At 54.2% G+C, this 18,005-nt stretch carries 13 protein-coding genes; 6 read left to right on the forward strand and 7 right to left on the reverse strand.

From position 1 onward, the window contains the following. The first annotated feature begins 15 nt into the window (after nucleotides 1–15). The 4 genes from IVG45_RS04505 (at nucleotide 16) to IVG45_RS04520 (ending at nucleotide 3,103) form a co-directional block, all read left to right on the forward strand. Nucleotides 16–1,077: a tetratricopeptide repeat-containing sulfotransferase family protein gene (locus IVG45_RS04505; protein WP_196436690.1), complete on the forward strand. Its 1,062-nt coding sequence runs from the start codon at nucleotides 16–18 to the stop codon at nucleotides 1,075–1,077. A gap of 140 nt (nucleotides 1,078–1,217) precedes the next feature. After that, entirely contained in the window at nucleotides 1,218–1,469 is a 252-nt protein-coding gene (locus tag IVG45_RS04510) for a hypothetical protein (RefSeq protein WP_196436691.1), read from the forward strand. Between the two features lie 201 nt (nucleotides 1,470–1,670). Further along, nucleotides 1,671–2,507 (forward strand): leishmanolysin-related zinc metalloendopeptidase, encoded by an 837-nt coding sequence (locus tag IVG45_RS04515; protein ID WP_196436692.1) that lies wholly within the window; start codon nucleotides 1,671–1,673, stop codon nucleotides 2,505–2,507. A 41-nt stretch (nucleotides 2,508–2,548) separates the two neighbouring features. Then, on the forward strand, nucleotides 2,549–3,103 hold the full coding sequence (locus tag IVG45_RS04520) for a hypothetical protein (RefSeq protein WP_196436693.1): 555 nt from the start codon (nucleotides 2,549–2,551) through the stop codon (nucleotides 3,101–3,103). A 3-nt stretch (nucleotides 3,104–3,106) separates the two neighbouring features. On the opposite strand, the gene radA is transcribed toward IVG45_RS04520, so the two are convergent. The 6 genes from radA to IVG45_RS04550 all read right to left on the reverse strand — a co-directional run bounded on the left by radA (nucleotide 3,107) and on the right by IVG45_RS04550 (nucleotide 9,077). After that, the gene (gene radA / locus IVG45_RS04525) at nucleotides 3,107–4,474 is read right to left on the reverse strand and encodes a DNA repair protein RadA (protein ID WP_196436694.1); all 1,368 of its coding nucleotides are present in this window, start codon (nucleotides 4,472–4,474) and stop codon (nucleotides 3,107–3,109) included. 21 nt (nucleotides 4,475–4,495) lie between these two features. Continuing rightward, nucleotides 4,496–4,852 carry a type II toxin-antitoxin system RelE/ParE family toxin gene (locus IVG45_RS04530; protein ID WP_196436695.1) on the reverse strand — a complete coding sequence of 119 codons (357 nt, stop codon included), beginning with the start codon at nucleotides 4,850–4,852 and terminating at the stop codon, nucleotides 4,496–4,498. Nucleotides 4,853–4,855: 3 nt separating this feature from the next. Then, on the reverse strand, nucleotides 4,856–5,158 hold the full coding sequence (locus IVG45_RS04535) for a type II toxin-antitoxin system Phd/YefM family antitoxin (RefSeq protein WP_196436696.1): 303 nt from the start codon (nucleotides 5,156–5,158) through the stop codon (nucleotides 4,856–4,858). 54 nt (nucleotides 5,159–5,212) lie between these two features. Next, nucleotides 5,213–6,370, reverse strand: coding sequence for an alanine racemase (gene alr, locus IVG45_RS04540; RefSeq protein ID WP_196436697.1), 1,158 nt, complete (start codon nucleotides 6,368–6,370; stop codon nucleotides 5,213–5,215). After that, nucleotides 6,367–7,761, reverse strand: a complete 1,395-nt coding sequence (gene dnaB, locus IVG45_RS04545; RefSeq protein ID WP_196436698.1) for a replicative DNA helicase — start codon at nucleotides 7,759–7,761, stop codon at nucleotides 6,367–6,369. Before dnaB ends, alr begins: the two co-directional genes overlap by 4 nt. Before the next feature lie 92 nt (nucleotides 7,762–7,853). Continuing rightward, nucleotides 7,854–9,077 (reverse strand): HD-GYP domain-containing protein, encoded by a 1,224-nt coding sequence (locus IVG45_RS04550; RefSeq protein WP_196436699.1) that lies wholly within the window; start codon nucleotides 9,075–9,077, stop codon nucleotides 7,854–7,856. A 168-nt stretch (nucleotides 9,078–9,245) separates the two neighbouring features. On the opposite strand from IVG45_RS04550, the gene IVG45_RS04555 reads away from it, so the two are divergent. Further along, nucleotides 9,246–12,347, forward strand: coding sequence for an efflux RND transporter permease subunit (locus IVG45_RS04555; protein WP_196436700.1), 3,102 nt, complete (start codon nucleotides 9,246–9,248; stop codon nucleotides 12,345–12,347). An 85-nt stretch (nucleotides 12,348–12,432) separates the two neighbouring features. Further along, a complete protein-coding gene (locus IVG45_RS04560) occupies nucleotides 12,433–15,504 on the forward strand; it encodes an ABC transporter substrate-binding protein (protein WP_196436701.1) in 3,072 nt (1,023 codons plus the stop codon). A 289-nt stretch (nucleotides 15,505–15,793) separates the two neighbouring features. On the opposite strand, the gene IVG45_RS04565 is transcribed toward IVG45_RS04560, so the two are convergent. Beyond that, nucleotides 15,794–17,947, reverse strand: coding sequence for a putative bifunctional diguanylate cyclase/phosphodiesterase (locus IVG45_RS04565; RefSeq protein WP_196436702.1), 2,154 nt, complete (start codon nucleotides 17,945–17,947; stop codon nucleotides 15,794–15,796). Nucleotides 17,948–18,005: the final 58 nt, after the last annotated feature.

Raw genomic sequence — 18,005 nt, forward strand, 5'->3', positions numbered from 1 at the left:
TTTCGGCAACTGACCTTGGCCAAACCGAAGGGTGCTTATTTTCTGGCCAGCCTTGGTCAAGCGCTTTGCTGGTTATTGCGTCGCCGAGAAGGGGTGGGGCATCTGCTTCAAGCAGCCCGCTTGCTTGAGCGTCAGGCGAGTAAAAGTCGCAATCCGCGCTTTTTGGTCGAGTTATCCGGGCAATTGGTGCATTGGGGTGAGATGGCCGCTGGCGAACGTTTAGCACGCCTTGCGGTTGCCTTGGGACCCAGTTCGCCGGTGGCATTGAATAATCTTGTGCTATGCCTGACAAGAATGAATCGCAATGCCGAGGCTCTGCCGATTTCTCGGCAGGTGTGCAAAATGTTACCCGATCATCCCGGTTGTAATATTTTACTGGCGATTTTAGAAGCGCAACTGGTTTCTCCCGAACCAGCCCTGATCAGATTGAATAGCGTGATTGAAGATAATGCCGAGCCGGAACAGACCGCGCGGGCCTGGTTGGAAAAAGCCGTGATCCTGGATAAGAGCGGATGCTTTGATGAAGCGTTTGCCGCCTTAACCGTGGCCGGCGAAATGCATACCACTCTCTCGCCATTTAGTCCTGATCAACGCGAATTGATTTACGAGACTTTGGAGCGCAATCGGGCGGGATTCGATCGCAATCTACTTCAGCGCTGGCCGGTTGATACGCTGATTGACGACGATTTGCCTGCTCCGGCATTTTTGTTGGGTTTTTTACGTTCCGGTACCATATTGACCGAACAAGTGCTAGGCTCGCATCCGGATCTGATAGCCACGGATGAAAGCAGCGTTATTCACGAATTGACCCAGGAATTGCAGCGCATCAGCGGCGTAACCGGCGACCATGCCAAGGCGCTGTCTACGTTGAATTTGCGGCGGATCAAGGAACTCAGGCAATTTTATTGGCGGCGTATGCGTGAAGAATACGGCGACGCAGTTATGGCGAAACAGCTGGTCGATAAAAATGCGCTGAATACCATAGAGCTTGGCGTAATCAGCGTGGTTTTCCCGGAGGCAAAAATTTTGTTTGCCCTTCGCGATCCCAGGGATGTTTGTCTCAGTTGTTTCATGTAGGCTTCAGCCCATCGCCGGCCACGGCTAATTTGACTTCCTGGCAAGGCATTGCCAGACAATATGCGGAAGTCATGAGTTATTGGCTATTGATCCGGAAGGAAATTCAGCCCGGATATATGGAGTTGCGTTACGAGGATACCGTGAATGAGTTTGAAACAAGCTTTCGACAGGTATTTGCTTTTCTGGGCCTGGAATGGAACGCGTCCGTTACCCAGTTTCATCAGCGCGCCAAGGGGCGTTATATTTCCACGCCCAGTTTTGCGGCTGTTTCGCAACCGGTTTATAAAACAGCTGCCTATCGTTGGCTAAATTATCAAAAACATTTTCAGAGTATAGATTTGCAATTGAAACCCTTTGTTGACGCTTTTGGTTATACAGACAAGCACAAATAATTCATTGTAAGAGTTTACCTGGACGTTAGAGCATGTTATCTATACCTACAATTTTTTGACCCGTTCTATAGCTGTTGCAAACCGAATTTCGGCATCTCGGTTTCCTCTCCCGATGGAGAGCTAGGGTGACTATATCCACCGCGGATTAGTTGGCTGGGGGCATGTAAGTTATTTTGTTTTTTAACCACACAAGGAAATGTTATGCAGTTAAATCTAAGAAAAAATCTATTGTTGGCGGGCGGTTGTATTTTGTTGTCTGCTTCCCCGGCACAGGCGGCGGTTTTTGATATTCATTTGAATTTCACCAGTGGATTGAGCACGGATTACCAGAGTTACTTTACCAATGCGGCCAATTTCTGGAAATCGATCATTACCGGTTATGATTTTGATATTGGCGGTAACTTGCTGAATTCCGGCATCACTATCGATGTTTCGGGTTCAGCCGGCGCTGTGGGAGGGACATTGGCAACCGCCGGTGTTTCCTATATTCAACATTCTAATCTGACTAGCGGCCGCGCCGTGGTCAATGGCGGTTCTATCAACATCGATACGGCAGACCTTCCAAATATGATTGCCAACAACACCTTTCAATCCGTGATCGAGCATGAGATGGCGCATGTGCTGGGTTTCGGCACGTTGTGGGAAGCCAATCACTTATATACCGATGGTATCGGGCAATATACCGGCTCTTTCGGATTGGCGGCCTATAGAGCCGAATTTGGTCAACCAGCGGCAGCCTTTGTGCCGGTCGAATTGGGCGGCGGTGCCGGAACCGCCGACGGTCACTGGGACGAAGTTGATGATGGTTTCGGAGTCACAGGGATTACCGATAGCCAGGGTCGCGATATGCGCTATGAATTGATGACCGGCTGGTTGAATGGCCCGACCTTCTTGAGCAATACGACTATCCAATCTTTCCGTGATCTGGGATACACGGTTGCGGCTGTGCCGCTGCCTGGAGCCGTCTGGTTGTTCGGTTCGGCGTTGCTGTCATTGATGGGCCTGTCCGCCAAGAAACGCAGAGTTGGAATTGTATAATTACAACATTTACCACGGCATACGAAGTTGGAAAGCGTTTCATGAAGGTATTGCTGATGCTGGTGCTGTTGGGATCGTCGATCAATTCGATTTTAGCCGCCGAAATCGACGTTCCAGCCTCTCCAGATTATTGGCTTCCGGCCGCCCATAAAACGGAAATCATTCGTTTCGATCTTCTTGGTGGCATGCTGCGGGAACCGCATTCACAACCCTTACTCACCATTACGGCTGACGGATTACTGACGGTTAGCGCTGCCCGGGGCGGAGCCGAAACCAGTCAGTTACTCAGTCAGTCGGAGTTGCAGGCGTTATTACATTTCGTCATCGCCGAACAACAATTTCTGAGTATTCGGCCGGCCGAGATCAGTCAACAAATCAGTCAATTACAACGGCAACAAGGTCGCTTTTTTGCCGTTGCCGATGCGCCGACTACGTTGATACGCATTGATCTGCCACAGTTTCGGCATAGCGTCGAGTTTTATGCCTTGGATTTAATGGCGGGGCGATTCCCGGAAATCGAACCTTTGCAAAATTTGTTGTCGGTACAGACGCGCTTGCAGGCGCTGATGGATGCCGCCATTGGTAAGCCGCAGTAAAAATTATAAATCGGATAAAACCGCCAGCGCTTCCTGGATATTGCTGACCGCGTGAATCTCCAGGTTTTTGATGACTTCCTTAGGCTTGTTGGCTTTAGGAATAATGGCCCGCTTGAAGCCATGTTTGGCGGCTTCATTGAGGCGGGCATGGCCGTTGGCGACCGGGCGGATTTCGCCGTTCAGGCCCACCTCGCCGAAAAACACCGTATCGTAAGGGATGATGCGGTCGCGCAGGCTGGAAACCACGCCGACCATGATCGCCAGGTCGGTGCTGGTCTCCGACACCTTGATGCCGCCGACCACGTTGGTATAAATCTCGTCGTTGCCGGTGAATATGCCGCCGTGGCGCGACAGCACCGCCAACAGCATCGCCAGCCGGTTTTGATCCAGCCCCACCGCCAGGCGGCGCGGATTGCCGTATTGGCTTTCGGTGACCAGGGCCTGTATCTCGACCAGCAACGGCCTTGTGCCTTCCCACAACACCGTCACCACGCTGCCCGGCGAGGGTTTTTCGGCCCGCGACAAGAACATCGCCGACGGGTTCTTCACTTCCTTTAGCCCCGTGCTTTCCATCGCGAAGAAGCCCAATTCGCCGACGCTGCCGAAGCGGTTCTTGTCGGCGCGCAGCACCCGGAAACGCGAATCGTCGGTCGACGACAAAACAACCTGGGCATCGACGATGTGGCTCAAGGTCATCGGCCCCGCCAGCGATTGATCCTTGGTGACGTGGCCGACCATGAAAAAAGACACGCCGCTACGCTTGGCGTATTGGGTCAGGTAGCTGGCGGATTCGCGTACCTGCGAAACCGAGCCGGGCGCGGAATCGGAGTCGGCGGTGTACATGACCTGGATCGAATCGATGATCACCACCCGTGGCTTCTCTTCGTCCAGTACCTGGCAAATCTGCTGCACCGAGGTTTCCGCCAGCATCTTAATGCCGGCGGTTTTCAGGCCGAGCCGGTGAGCGCGTTCGGCGATTTGTTGCAGGGATTCTTCGCCCGATACATACAATACCGGCAACTGCCCGCCGATATGGGCGATGGCTTGCAGTAGTATCGTGCTCTTGCCGGCACCCGGTGCGCCGCCGATCAACACCACGCTGCCGGTGACGATGCCGCCGCCCAATACCCGGTCGAATTCGGCCAGTCCGGTGGAGATGCGTTCTGCCTGGGCGAGGTTGACCTCGGACAACAAGTGTACTTCGCTACGAGCGCCGGCGTAACCGCTGTTGTCGCGTCCGGGCTTGGCGTTGCCCAGCCTGACTTCCTTGATGGTATTCCATTCGCCGCACTGGTTGCATTGCCCCGACCAGCCGGGATAATCGGCGCCGCATTCGGTGCAGACATAAGCTGATTTTTGCTTTTTAGCCATCTTAAGGGTGTTGGGGTGGAATTAATGGTTTAGCCACAGACGCTCGAAATCGTAGGACAATTGCTTATGATGCCTGATGGCGAGCAGATAAACGGCATCCGCCGGTAAATACAGTAGTAAATATTCTTCGAGCAAATATTCGCGGATGGACGATAGGCCCACTGTCAGTCTCTCGGTATGTACCCGCGCTTCAACCGATTCGCAGGGGTGCCGGGAGAAAGCGCGGCCCATCTCCGGGTAGCGTTCGAGATTGGGAATGACGGACTGGTCGAGTTCGTCCAGTAAGCGGTCGAAACTGTGCGGGAAATCGGTACCGGCCCAGTAGTCTTCGATGCTTTGCAGGTTGGCCGAGAAGTTGTCGGTTATCCGAACCCGCATACGCTATAGGCTACCTGATTTAGAGCGACGCTGTCTGAGTTCGCTCAATGCCTCGCGGGCATCGCGATGCCGGCCGGCTTCGACATCAGCTAGGCCTTTGTCGATTTCATTCAGCAACGATAAGTGGATGTGCGCGCGTTCAAGCTGGTGATAATGATCTAGCCTATCTGCCGCGATGAGTGCGGCGACGCCTTCGCCGTTTTTGGTGATGATTTTTTCCTTGCCGGCCTGAACCTCGGCGACTAAGGCGGACAGGTGGGTGCGAGCCTCGGAAAAAGGAACAATATCGGCTGCAGAGATGCTCATGAGGACTCCAAGGATACTTTTTTTGCCCAAAATTTAGCTCAATATAACAGCTTGTTACCGCGCTTGTATACCGTCCGCCGCGACTTGCTCGACGATCTGCACCCGCTGGGTAATCCCGCACAACAGGGTGTAAGGAATGGTGTCGGCATGGCGGGCGATTTCCTCCACCGGTAGGCCGCCGCCCCATAAGATGACCGGATCGCCCGGCTGGGCGTTGGGCTGGCTGTTTAAATCCACGGTGATCATATCCATCGACACCCGGCCGATCAGCGGCACCCGTTGGCCATTGACCAGCACCGGCGCGCCGGATCGGGTATGGCGGTGGTAACCGTCGCCGTAGCCTATCGAAACCACGCCCAGCCGGGTATCGGTTTGGCATTGCCAGGTGCCACTGTAGCCTACGGTTTCGCCGGCGGCGACATGTTTCACCGAGATCAATCTCGAATGCAGGCTCATCACCGGTTTCAAGCCGAAATCGGCGCCGGTCTTGCCGGCGAACGGCGAGCAACCATACAGCATCAAGCCCGGACGCACCCAATCGTTGTTTTTTTCCTGGGTCTGGCCGCTCGGCTCCGCTCGGGACTCGATCCGAGCGGAGCCGAGCGGCCAGCCGATGATGCCGGCCGAGTTGGCGATGCTGCGTTCGCCGGGATAGTCTCGTACCGCGTCGTTGAACAATTCGATCTGGCGGCGGGTCTTGTCGTCGAGCAAGTCGTCGGCATTGGCGAAATGAGTGATCAGTCTGATCGGCTGTTTGACGATGGCGCACTTTGCCAGTTGTTGGTAGGCTGTATTGAAATCGCTACCCTTGAAACCCAGCCGGTTCATGCCGGTGTCCATCTTCAACCATACCGATAACGCCAATGGCTCGCCATTTTGCTGTTGCAGAATGTCGATTTGCTGGTGGGTGTGAATCACCGCTTCCAGTTGATGCTGAAGCATCAGCAGCAATTCATCCACGCAAACAAAGCCTTGCAGCACGGTGATGGGCTGGGTGAAACCGGCTTTCCGCAGGCGCACGCCTTCGTCGACGCGCGCCACGGCAAGACCGTTCGCCTGATCCAGAGCTCGAGCGACACGGGTGATACCATGACCATAGGCATTGGCCTTAATCACCGCCATGATTTTATTGTTGGGAGCGTAGCGCTTTACCTGGGCCAGATTATGCCGCACCGCCTCCAGATCCAGATGCGCGTAAGCAGCGGGCGTCATTCGTAATCCTCGCTACCGGTGTAGACGCCGGCGAAATTCTCGAAGCGGGTGTATTGGCCGAGGAAGGTCAACCGTACCGTGCCTAGCGGGCCGTTACGCTGCTTGCCGATGATGACCTCGGCGATGCCCTTGTCCGGGCTATCCTCGTTATAGACCTCGTCGCGGTAGACGAAGATGATCAAATCGGCGTCCTGTTCGATCGCGCCGGATTCGCGCAAGTCAGACATTACGGGGCGTTTGTTGGGGCGCTGCTCCAGATTACGGTTGAGCTGAGACAGGGCGATGACCGGCACATTCAATTCCTTCGCCAGCGCCTTCAGGCCTCGGGAAATATCGGAAATCTGTTGCACGCGGTTGTCGCCGCTGGAAGGCGACTGCATCAATTGCAGATAATCGAGCACGATCAAACCCAACTGGCCGTGCTCGCGGGTCAGGCGTCGGGCGCGGGAGCGGACTTCGGTCGGGGTCAGGGCAGGGGTGTCGTCGATGAACAGCTTGGTCTCGGCCAGCAGGTTGATCGCCGAGGTCAAGCGCGGCCAGTCGTCATCGTCCAGCTTGCCGGTCCGTACCTTGTGCTGGTCGATACGGCCCAGCGACGACATCATCCGCATTGCCAAGGCCTCGCCAGGCATCTCCATACTGAATACAGCCACCGGCATGCCGCTTTTCAAGGCCACGTTCTCGGCCATGTTCATGGCGATGGTGGTCTTGCCCATCGACGGCCTACCGGCGACGATGATCAAGTCGGATGGTTGCAGGCCGGAGGTTTTTTCGTCGAGATCGGTGAAGCCGGTGCTGGCGCCGGTAATGTCGCCTTCCTGTTCATACAGCATTTCGATCTTGTCGACGGCCTTGGCCAACAGCGACTTGATCGAGTTGAAACCACCCTGGCCGCGTTGGCGCTGCTCGGCGATTTCAAATACCCGGCGCTCGGCGTTTTCCAGCAAGTCGGCGGTTTCGCGGCCCTCGGTGCTGAAGGCTGAATCGGAAATCTCGGTGCCGACGTGTATTAATTGCCGCAGTACGGAGCGGTCACGGACGATGTTGGCATAGGCGACGATGTTGGCGGCGCTGGGAGTATCCTTGGCCAGCATGCCCAGATAAGCCAAGCCGCCGACGCTTTGCAGCTCGCCGGTGCCTTCCAGTACTTCGGACAAGGTCACCACATCGAACGGGTCCTGTTTTTCGGCCAGTTGGGCGATGGAGCGGAAAATCAGTTGATGGTCGCGGCGGTAAAAATCGGTTTCAATGACTTTGTCGGCCACCGAATCCCAAGTCTGATTGTCCAGCATCAAACCGCCCAGCACCGATTGCTCGGCCTGGATGGAATGTGGTGGTACTTTCAGGGATTCGACAGCGTAATCGGGAGCGAAATAATAGTCTTCGGACATCGGCGGCTTAATTAAAAGCGGTGGTTATTGGCAGACTTCCAATTATACCGCATCGGATTAAGAGATTTTTAATGCCTACACAGCCCGATGTACTAGCCGCGCGCCAAGCGGTAATAAAGCTCGGCGTGTTGGGTCAGCTTGTCGACCACCGTGGCATCCAGTTCGCCTAGCGATACCCGATGCTGCAAGTCGTCCAGAATGTCTTGTAATGCCATGCTTTCCCGGTACGGCCGAGCTTGCGCCAGAGCCTGAAAAATATCGGCGACGCTGATGATGCGGCATTCCAGGTCTTGCGATAAGCCGCTGGTTTTAAAAGGATAGCCTTCGCCCCGTAGGTTTTCGTGGTGAAAACCGGCCCAGACCGGAATGTTGGTGTGGGCGAATACCCGTTGCAGGATGCGGAAGGTGTCGTAACTGTGCCGTTGCATACTGGCTCTTTCATCGGCTGTCAGCCGTCCCGGTTTTTCGATGATGTCTTCGGATACCCGCAATTTGCCGATGTCGTGCAATAGACCGGCAATCTCGACTTGTTCCAGTTCCCGTCCGCTAATATTGAATTCCCGCGCCAGTTGTCTGGCCACCAACGCTACCCGCTCCGAATGCTGTTCGGTATAAGGGCTCTTGGCATCGACCACCCGTGAAAACAAATGCGCAACTTCGCGCTGGGTGGGGTAATCCAGCGCGATCAGCGGGACTTTTTTGCCCAGCGTGCGTAAATCTTCATCCAGATAATCCGGATCCATGGCCAGCCAAAATGCCTGACTCTTGGCAATCCTGGAAAACGCATCCAGTAATTCGGGGGCGAATAAAGTGCCGGATAAGCCTTGTAGCCGGATCACGATGCTTGGGGACGCGGTTAATATTTGTTCGCTGTTCAGATAGGGCACTTGTAATACATCGATGCGATCGGCCAGAAACAGCAGATTCGCGCGCAAGCGGGTGCGTTGATCCAGGGGCAATTGCAGCAACCGTTCCCAGCGGGTGTGGTGATAGCGGATTTCGGTCGCCAGATGTGCCAGCGGCGGACAGGCGGATAAATACTCGGCGCCGCGTTCGGCATGCGCTTCGGCACCCTCCCATTCCAGGGTTTCGGTGAGCTGGCGGTGTTCGCGAATTTTCGCCACCCCGCAATCGTGCAGCATGCCGGCATGCAGTAGGCTTAAGCGCTCGCTGTCGGGCCAATTCAATTCCTCGGCAATGTGATAGGCCATCATCGCCACCCGTTTGCCGTGCTTAACCTCGTCAATGCCCACCAGATCCAGCGAGCAACTCAAGGCAGTGATGGCGCTGTGCAAATCGATGTCGGGTTGATCCATGCGTGTTAGCTCCATAATCCGAATGAGGTTTGATGCTACCGTAATTGTTCCGAATCAGCAAAATATCGGTTTTGCGAGACGAGCAAACGGTTTGCATGCAAGCTATCCCTGGACCCGTACTAGTCAGGCAAGGCACAATAGGATTCAATTATTGGTTTTCGATACTTCATGCTTGCTACCCTGATCCGCTTTTCCATCCGCTATTCCGGCATCGTCGCCGCGCTCGCCGTGCTGCTTTTGGTTTATGGCGCTTATCGATTCGCCAGTGCGGGCCTGGACATTTTTCCCGAGTTCTCGCCCAAACGGGTCATCATCCAGACCGAGGCGCCGGGCCTGGCCGCCGAGCAAGTAGAAGTGCTGGTGACACAAGCGATCGAAACCGCAATTAGACCCTTGATCGGTTTGGAAAGTTTGCGTTCGGAATCGATCCAGGGATTGTCCATCGTTACCGCCACCTTCAGCGAAGATAGCGATATTTACCGTAACAGGCAGTTAGTCAGCGAACGGCTGGCCAGTCTGGGACAAAAGCTGCCGGCCGGCATCGGCACGCCGGTCGCCGTGCCGCTGTCTTCGTCGTCGTCCACCGTGCTGACCATTGGCTTGAGTTCCGACACTAAATCGCCGATGGAGTTGCGCGGCCTGGTGGATTGGACCTTGGTCCCCAGATTACTGGCGGTGCCGGGCGTGGCCGATGTTAACGTGTTCGGCGGCGATGTCCGGCAATTGCAGGTACAGATCAAACCGGAGGCTTTGCAGCGGTTTAATCTGGCCATTGAGGATGTGGTCAATGCGGCGGCCGGTGCGGCGGAAATCAGCGGTGCCGGGTTTATTGAAAATGCCAATCAGCGTTTTACCTTGCAAGTCAGCGGTCAGCCGGCCAATCCCAAGCAATTCAAGAGCTTGGTGGTCAAGCACCAAAACGGCGGCGGCATTACGCTGGGCGATGTCGCCGATATTCGGTACGCGGCCGAACCGCCGATCAGCGCCGCTCAAATCATGGGCAAGCCGGGCATAGTGTTGATGGTTATCGGCCAGTTCGGCGCCAATACCTTGTCGGTGTCGCGCCAGGTGGAAACGGTGTTGGCTGGCTTTGAAACTTTATTCAAGCAACAGGGCGTGGATTTTTATTCGCACTTGTTTCGGCCGGCCGATTACATCGAAACCTCTGTGCATAATCTGGCCGGGCACTTGTTGTTTGGCGGTTTGTTCGTGGTGCTGATCTTGTATCTGTTTTTGTTCAATTTTCGCAGCGCCTTTATCGCCGCATTGGCGATTCCGCTGTCATTGATGGCGGCGGTGATCGTACTGTTGGAATTGGGCGTCAATCTGAATATCATGGTGTTGGGCGGTCTGGCGATTGCGTTGGGCGAAGTGGTGGACGATGCCATCATCGATACCGAGAACATTTTTCGCCGGTTACGGGAAAACCGGCTTAAATCACGGCCGGACAGCGTAGCCCAAGTCATTCAGCAGGCTTCGCTGGAGGTGCGCGGTTCGGTGGTCTATGCCAGTTTTATCGTGGCCTTGGTGTTCGTGCCGTTACTGACCTTGAGCGGAGTGGCCGGGCGTTTATTCTCGCCGCTGGGCTATTCCTATATTCTGGCGATTTTGATGTCGTTGTTGTTGGCGCTGACCCTGACGCCGGCATTATGCCATTTGCTGTTGAATCGCAATATGGCGGAAAAGATGGAACCGCCGTTGATCCGTTGGTTGAAGCCGCGCTATGCCAATCAGCTCAATTGGGTGATGCGGCATTTTAAAGCCGTGGTGTCGGTCAGTTTGCTGGTTTGTCTGTTGGGTTTTGTGGCGTTTTTGCGCCTGGAGCATAAATTTCTACCGGAACTGCGCGAAGGCCATTTCATCGTCCATACCGCCAGCGTACCGGGGACCTCATTACAGGAATCGATTCGGGTCGGCGCTTTGCTGACTGAGCAATTCTTGAACATCGAAGGCATCGAATCGGTATCGCAATGGGCCGGCAGGGCGGAACGGGGCGCGGACACTTATGGTAGCCATTACAGCGAATACGAAGTGCGGCTGAAGCCGCTATCCGGCACCGAGCAACAACGGGTATTGGATAGCCTGCGGGAAACGCTGGATGATTTTCCCGGCATCAATTACGAAGCCAATACTTTTTTGATCGAACGGGTGGACGAAACCATTTCCGGCTACACCGCGCCGGTGGTGGTGAATATTTACGGCAACGACTTGGCCGCGCTGGATGTCAAGGCCCAAGCGGTAGCCAAACTGATCGAAACCTTGCCCGGCGCCAGGGATGTGCAAATGCGTTCGCTGCCGGCCACCGCGATGCTGGATGTGCGCTTGAACCTGGAACAGCTTAAGTTTCGCGGCATCAGCCCGGCCCAGGTCATGGCGGTTTTGCAAACGGCTTACGAAGGCCGCATCGTCGGCAAGAATATACAAGGCAACCGCATTTTCAATGTAGCGGTGACCTTGCCGGCCGATATGAAAACCCGAGCCGATTCCTTGCAACAACTGGCCCTAAAAAATGCCGATGGTGAACGGGTGTTGTTGGGGCAGGTGGCGGAAATTCGCCACAGCGAAGGCCGTTACAACATTTTGCATCAAGGCGCGTTGCGGGCGCAAACCGTCACCTGCGACGTCGATCAGCGCGACATGGATGACTTCATGCGGGAATTGAAAAGCCGTGTGTTGAATGACATCGCATGGAGTAGCGACAGTTACCCCGAATTCATCGGCGCGGCGCTGGAGCAGGCCAAGGCTCGCGAAGCGTTGATCATGCATTCATTGCTGGCTGGGGCGGGGGTGTTGGTGTTTATTTATATTGCCTTGGGCAGCCTGCGGCACATGGCGTTGACGCTGGTGAATCTGCCGTTTGCGTTGTTGGGCGGCGTGCTGGCGGTGGTGGTGACCGACGCCGCGTTATCGGTCGGTTCCTTTGTCGGTTTTGTGACCTTGTTCGGGATTACGGTGCGTAACTGCATCATGTTGATTTCGCATTATCGGCATCTGATCGAACATGAAGGCCGGGTCTGGTCGCCCGACACCGCTCTACGCGGGGCACAGGAACGCTTGCCTTCAATTTTGATGACGGCCTTGGTTACTGCGTTGGCGATGTTGCCGGTGGCCTTCGACAGCGACAATCCGGGTCGGGAAATCATGGGACCGATGGCGGCAATCATCATCGGCGGGCTGTTGTCGTCGACCCTGCTGAATCTGTTGCTGTTGCCGGCGATTCTATTGAGGTATGGACGGTTCGAAAAGAGCGCCGTGACAGCGGGAGATTGAGTCTTAAGTTTATCCACCCGAGGACAATATGATGAATCCGACTTGGTTGCATGCAGGCGGAAATATTTTAGATCGCAGTAGTCCTTTGCGCCCAGCCTTAGTCGGAGCGAAACTGCTAACGCTGTTATGGCTGTTGATCGTATCCAGCCCATGCGAGGCGGCGATGGCGGGCGGCACTAGCTCCGAAACGATCGTATTACAACTCAAATGGCGGCATGCTTATCAATTTGCCGGCTATTACGCGGCACGAGACTTAGGTTATTACCGAGAAGCCGGACTCGATGTGGTGTTGCGCGAGGGTGGGCCGAATATCGATCCGGTGGAAGAGGTCGTCAGCGGTCGGGCGACTTATGGTGTTAGTGGGGTGGATATTCTATCGGCCAACAGCCAAGGTAAACCGGTCATCGGGATTGGGGCGATATTTCAGCATTCGGCCGAGGTATTGCTGGTGCGCGACGATGGCAAAATCACTCAACTGGCCGATCTTAAAGGCAAACGAGTCATGCTTTCCCGAGGTACTCCCAGTATCCAACCCATGCTTAGCAAAGCATTGGGATCGCTTGATGCAATGACTGTCATTGAGCATGACGGCGATTTTTTAAAATTAATCGATGGCAGGGTGGATGCGCTATCGGCTTACTACAACGACGAACCCCAATTTTTTCACGCCCGCAACCTGCCGGTCAAAATGTTCCGGCCTATCGATTACGGCTTGGATTTTTACGGTGACGTGCTGTTTACCACCGGTCTGGAAGCGTCGGCCCATCAGCGGCGGCTGGACAAATTTTGGCAAGCATCGCTACGCGGCTGGGAGTTTGCGATGCATAATCCCGAAAAAATGTTGCCGATCATCCGTAACTATTCCGACAAATTCACCGACCAAGAACTCACCTCCGAGTATCGGATCATGTTGGAAACCGTGCAACCGCATTACATGCCGCTAGGGCACATGAGCTTATTACGCTGGCGGGCTATCGGCGAGGCCATGAAAACCGCCGGCCAATTGCCCGAAAATTACGACGTCAACCGAGCATTCCATGCACCCAACCTAAGCATGCCCGACGACGGAAATTACCAGAGGCTGCTGATGATCGACCTGATTGCCGCGACAGCGTTTATGGCGGTGATTTTGTACTTGGTGGTCATGAATCGGCGGCTGAAGCATGCGATGAAAAAACGCCGGCAAGCCGAGAACAGTATTTTACAGTTGGGCGATATTCTGGAACACTCGCTGAACGAAATCTACATTTTCGATGCCGATAGCCTGCATTTCATCAATGTCAATGAACCGGCGCGGCGGAATCTCGGCTACAGCATGGAAGAACTTGGCCTGATGACGCCCTTGGATCTGAAGCACGATTTCAATGAAACGCTGTTCCTGCAAAATTATATCGAGCCGTTACGAACCCGGCAAATCACCAGCAAGTTATTTACCACCCAGCATTTTCGCAAGGATGGTAGTGCCTACCCGGTGGAAGTTCTTTTGCAACCCGGTAATTACCATGACCGGATCGTATTCATCGCATTGATACTGGATATTTCCGATCGGGTGGCGGCGGAAACCCGTTATCAACGGGAAAAAGCCCTGCTTAAAATGCTGATCGACAATATCCCGGATTTGATTTTCATCAAGGATAAACAGTCGGTATATCTGGGGTGTAACAAGGCATTCGAGCAGTATTGCGGCCTTGCGGAACAAGACATCATCGGCAAAACCGATTTTGATTTCGTGCCCCAAGCCAGGGCCGATTATTTTCGGCAATGGGATCTGGAGGCATTGACCAGCGGTAACGTGTCGGAGAGGGAGGAGTGGATCACCTATCCGGACGGGCGCGAGGCATTACTGGATACCTTGAAATCTCCCTATTTTGGGGAAGATCGAGAAATTCTCGGCATCATCGGCGTCAGCCGCGATATTACCCATATGCGCGTGATCGAAAACGCCAGACACGCCGCATTGTTAAGGTTCGAAGCCATTTTCAATTACGCGCCGCAAGTGGCGATTCAAGGCTTTGCTCGGGATGGTACCGTGCTGCATTGGAATCATGCCAATGAATTGATCTATGGCTATAGCAGCGAGCAAGCGCTAGGCCAAAAAATCCAGGACTTATTGCTCACGCCCGACCAGCATCAAGAATTCATGCTGAAGATCGAGTCAATCTGGCAGTGTGGAGCGGACCATAAAAATTGCTCCGACAATGATCATTGCAAACTCGATAACCGGTGCCTGGTCACCAAGAGTAGCGAATACTGGTGTCAGCACAGGGACGGCCGTTCCGTATGGGTTTATCGCGCCATGTTTCCCATCGTCGAAGACGGTCAAATCACCGAAATATTTTGCATGGATGTCGAAATCAGCGAGCTGAAACATGTCGAAATGGAGCTGCGCGAGCTCAACGAAGAATTGGAGCTTTGTGTCGAGCGCGAGGTCGAAATCAGCCGGCAGAAAGACTTGGCATTGATCCATCAAGCGCGTTTTGCCGCACTGGGCGAGATGATAGGCAATATCGCCCATCAATGGCGCCAGCCGCTTAATTCCTTGTCCTTGTTGATGGCGATTCTGCGCGAGACTTGCCATCAATGCGACAGCAATGCCGAAATCCTGCAACATACCTACACCGAGTCGCAACGGTTGATCCGAGCCATGTCCCAGACCATTACCGATTTCAGTAATTTCTTTAAATCCGGCCGCGAAGAGGAACCCTTTTGCGTTATGGATGGGGTTACGCACGCGGTGAGCATGATTAAACCGGTGTTGGACGATGCTGAAATCACCTTGGTGATCGAGGGTATGGCAACCGCTAGGGTACAAGGAATTTACAACGAATTCGTGCAAGTCGTCATGAATCTGATGACCAATGCCAAGGATGCCATTCTCGACCATTGCGGTAGTGGCGGACGGATCGGCATCCTGATCGGCGAAGACGAGCAAAATGTGTTTATGTCAATTAGGGACAATGGAGGCGGCCTCCCCGATCACATCATCGAGAAAATCTTTGATCCCTACTTTACCACCAAGCCGCAGGGCACCGGCATCGGTTTGTCCATGGTGCGCATGTTGCTCGAACGGGCAAACGGCTGCATTGGTTGCGATAACGTTGAAGGCGGCGCGGTCTTCACTGTCAGTTTGCCCAAATTATCCGAAGATGCCGGTTAGGACATGGTCAACATACTTTTATTCCGATCGAATGTCGCCTGCCACAACAACCCATTCCGGGAAGTAATTTGTTACCGAATCGTTAGGTGATTTTTGAGAAAGTTTATACCCATTGCCAATGTCAAATATGTGTCGTTCGCTGAGCGGAGCCGAAGCGAACGGTTGACTTCGACTACTTCGGCTTTGCTCAGCACAAGTCCGCTCAGTCAACGGCAAATTGCTTGGATTGGGTACATTTATTGCCATAAATCGCCTTAGTCATGGTAACCGCGGATTCGGCGCGGGGTTGTTAAATCCGCGTTTCGGCCGTCCCGAGCGAGTGTGACTCGGCTTTTTTCAGCGCCGCCACCGGCAAATGCTGATTTTTCCATGGCTGATCAAGCACGTTGTCGCCGGGAACCGGGCGGCTGAACAGGTATCCTTGGATTTCATCGCAACCATGCCGCAGCAAAATGGCCAGTTGGCCCAGCGTTTCCACGCCCTCCGCGATCACTCGCATATTTAGGCAGTGCGCCACCGAGATGATGGCGTGGACGATTTCCTGATTGCCGCTATCCTCGGTCAGATCGTCTATAAACGATTTGTCGATTTTCAGCACATTCGCGGGAAATTGCTTCAGATATGAGAACGAACTATAGCCGGTGCCGAAGTCGTCGATAGCGATCCGGACGTGTTGTTCGCTCAGCGCCCGGAATGTTGCCAGAGCCTGCTTGGGGTTGTGCAGCATCACGCTTTCGGTAATCTCGACTTCCAGGCAATCGCCGGGCAGTTGGTAACGATCCAGCGCGGCGGTAATGCGGGCGAAAATATCGTCTTTGTGGCATTGCACGGCCGATAGATTGATGGCCACCCTGATATTGTCAAACCCGGCAATACGCCACAGTTCCAGTTGGCAACAGGCTTCTTCGATCACCCAGGCGCCGATTTCGACGATCAAACCGCAATCCTCCGCCACCGGGATAAATTGCGCCGGTGAAATCAGACCCTTTTTGGGATGGCGCCAACGAATCAGGGCTTCCATGCTGGTGACTGTCATGCTTTTTAAATCCAGCTTGGGTTGATAATGCAGTTCGAATTGTTCGGATAATAATGCTTCGCGCAAGCCGGTTGACAATTCCATCAGCTCCAACTGCTTGCGATGCATGTCGCGAGTGAAATAGGCGTAGTTGTTGCGTCCGTTTTCCTTGGCCCAGTACAGAGCGGCGTCGGCATTGCGCAGGATTTCCTGCGCATCAACCCCGTCTTGTGGATATATTGCAATACCAATGCTGCAACACAGATAAAAGTGGTGATTGTTGACCTCGCAGGATTCCGCGATGGTTTGCAAGGTTGCCGTTGCCATTTGACTCAGGGATTCCTTATCGACCACGTCCCGCAGTAAAATCAAAAAATTGTCTCCACCCAAGGAGGCGACCGTAGCCGATGGGCCGCTCAATCCTTGCAGGCGGCTGGCCATCACCCGCAGCAGCCGATCGCCAACCGCATGGCCAAAGGTCTGGTTGACAGTCTTAAAGTGGTCGAGATCGATATACATCAGCGCCACCTTAGTGCCATTGGCGTCCGCATCCAACAATGCTTGCGGCAGATGAGCCAGGATCGAAGAGCGATTCTGCAAATCGGTCAGGCTGTCGTAATTGGCCTGGTAGGAAAGCTGATGTTCGTAAGATTTGCGTTGAGTAATATCCCGTATCAAGGTTATCAGCCGCATACCTTGCGCGGTATCCAAGCGGTTGACGCTGACCTCGCCGGTAAATTCCGAACCGTCGGCCCGACGGCATTGTCTTTCTTCCGCTGTGTTGCAGCCAAGTTCCTCGGCCGAGGAAGCGCCGGTTATCAACGCCGGTAACGAGCAGCCTTGTAACTGGTGTTTCCGGTAACCGAACATCTGCTCCGCGCGGTTATTGGTGAATAAAATTTCACCTTGTGGATTGGCGACGAGTAAGGCGTCGGGGGCAAACTCCAGTACTTCATGCAGGGTTTGATTGACATGATTGAGTGTTTGTTGAGCTTGGCGGCGGTCGGAAACGTCCTTGAACACCATCACCGCCCCTACCGTCTGGCCATCCGGCAGGCACATGGGCGCGGCAAAATCCTCAATGGGTACGCTACTGCCGTCGCTTCGGAGCAATAACAACTGGCCGGCCGAATCGTAAATGGGTTTCTGGCAAAAACATTGCGCCATCACATTGTCCGCTTCTTGATGGCCGTGTTCGTTAATGATCTGAACCGCCATGGCGAACGGTTGGCCGCGCAGTTCCCGGCTGCTTTTCAGCAACAGCCTTTCGGCTTCGGTATTGACGTAGTCTATGTTGCCGTTTCCGTCAACGGTAATCACCGCATCGCTGATGGCCTCGATAGTCGCCGAGGTCAATGCCTGCAAACGTTTCATGTTGGCGAGGTTGGATCGAGTAAATGACGCTTTCATCTGTAAAGCCTTGCTCATGCAATTATTCTCTATGGACTATTGGGGGGCCGGTATATCGGCCATGTGGCAATTTCTC

This window comes from Methylomonas sp. LL1, from assembly GCF_015711015.1.
Taxonomy (GTDB): domain Bacteria; phylum Pseudomonadota; class Gammaproteobacteria; order Methylococcales; family Methylomonadaceae; genus Methylomonas.

Bases quoted from the DNA above. Each gene is read 5' to 3' on its own strand.
- IVG45_RS04515 (WP_196436692.1), top strand. From the start codon at position 1,671: ATGCAGTTAAATCTAAGAAAAAATCTATTGTTGGCGGGCGGTTGTATT.
- IVG45_RS04520 (WP_196436693.1), top strand. From the start codon at position 2,549: ATGAAGGTATTGCTGATGCTGGTGCTGTTGGGATCGTCGATCAATTCG.
- radA (WP_196436694.1), bottom strand. From the start codon at position 4,474: ATGGCTAAAAAGCAAAAATCAGCTTATGTCTGCACCGAATGCGGCGCC.
- IVG45_RS04530 (WP_196436695.1), bottom strand. From the start codon at position 4,852: ATGCGGGTTCGGATAACCGACAACTTCTCGGCCAACCTGCAAAGCATC.
- IVG45_RS04535 (WP_196436696.1), bottom strand. From the start codon at position 5,158: ATGAGCATCTCTGCAGCCGATATTGTTCCTTTTTCCGAGGCTCGCACC.
- alr (WP_196436697.1), bottom strand. From the start codon at position 6,370: ATGACGCCCGCTGCTTACGCGCATCTGGATCTGGAGGCGGTGCGGCAT.
- dnaB (WP_196436698.1), bottom strand. From the start codon at position 7,761: ATGTCCGAAGACTATTATTTCGCTCCCGATTACGCTGTCGAATCCCTG.
- IVG45_RS04550 (WP_196436699.1), bottom strand. From the start codon at position 9,077: ATGGATCAACCCGACATCGATTTGCACAGCGCCATCACTGCCTTGAGT.
- IVG45_RS04555 (WP_196436700.1), top strand. From the start codon at position 9,246: ATGCTTGCTACCCTGATCCGCTTTTCCATCCGCTATTCCGGCATCGTC.
- IVG45_RS04565 (WP_196436702.1), bottom strand. From the start codon at position 17,947: ATGAGCAAGGCTTTACAGATGAAAGCGTCATTTACTCGATCCAACCTC.